The 330-nt window shown below is 44.5% G+C and carries 1 protein-coding gene; it reads right to left on the bottom strand.

What is annotated here, in order from left to right; genetic code table 11:
• Nucleotides 1-302 (bottom strand): MATE family efflux transporter (locus SB772_RS39665; RefSeq protein ID WP_410838475.1); only part of this gene is annotated, 302 nt, incomplete at its 3' end.
• Nucleotides 303-330: the final 28 nt, after the last annotated feature.

Raw genomic sequence — 330 nt, 5'->3', positions numbered from 1 at the left:
GTATTGCTATTATTAGCTAATTGTCCCAATGCCTGCGCAGCAAGTCCAGATGATGCATACTGCAAAAAGTTAAAACTAACAAGCAATAGCGATAACAACTGTATGGCTAGACCCATGCCAGCAAGTTTCGCTGTGTCATTCATATTGCCGACAATGGCCGTATCAATAACGCTCTGCAATGGCATAGCCAAATTGGCGAGTAGCACAGGCAATGCAATCGCGACAATACGCTTATAGCTTGTGTCAATAGGTGGCATCGCTTGAGAAGTTGCTGAATTAGCTGACATGGGGATATGAATCACGGTTGCGCCTAAGTCACCAAGCATCATA

The organism is Paraburkholderia sp. SIMBA_030, from assembly GCF_046535245.1.
Taxonomy (GTDB): Bacteria; Pseudomonadota; Gammaproteobacteria; order Burkholderiales; family Burkholderiaceae; genus Paraburkholderia.
Note: the sequence above shows the minus strand (reverse complement) of the source record. Positions and strands in the feature narration are given on the sequence as shown.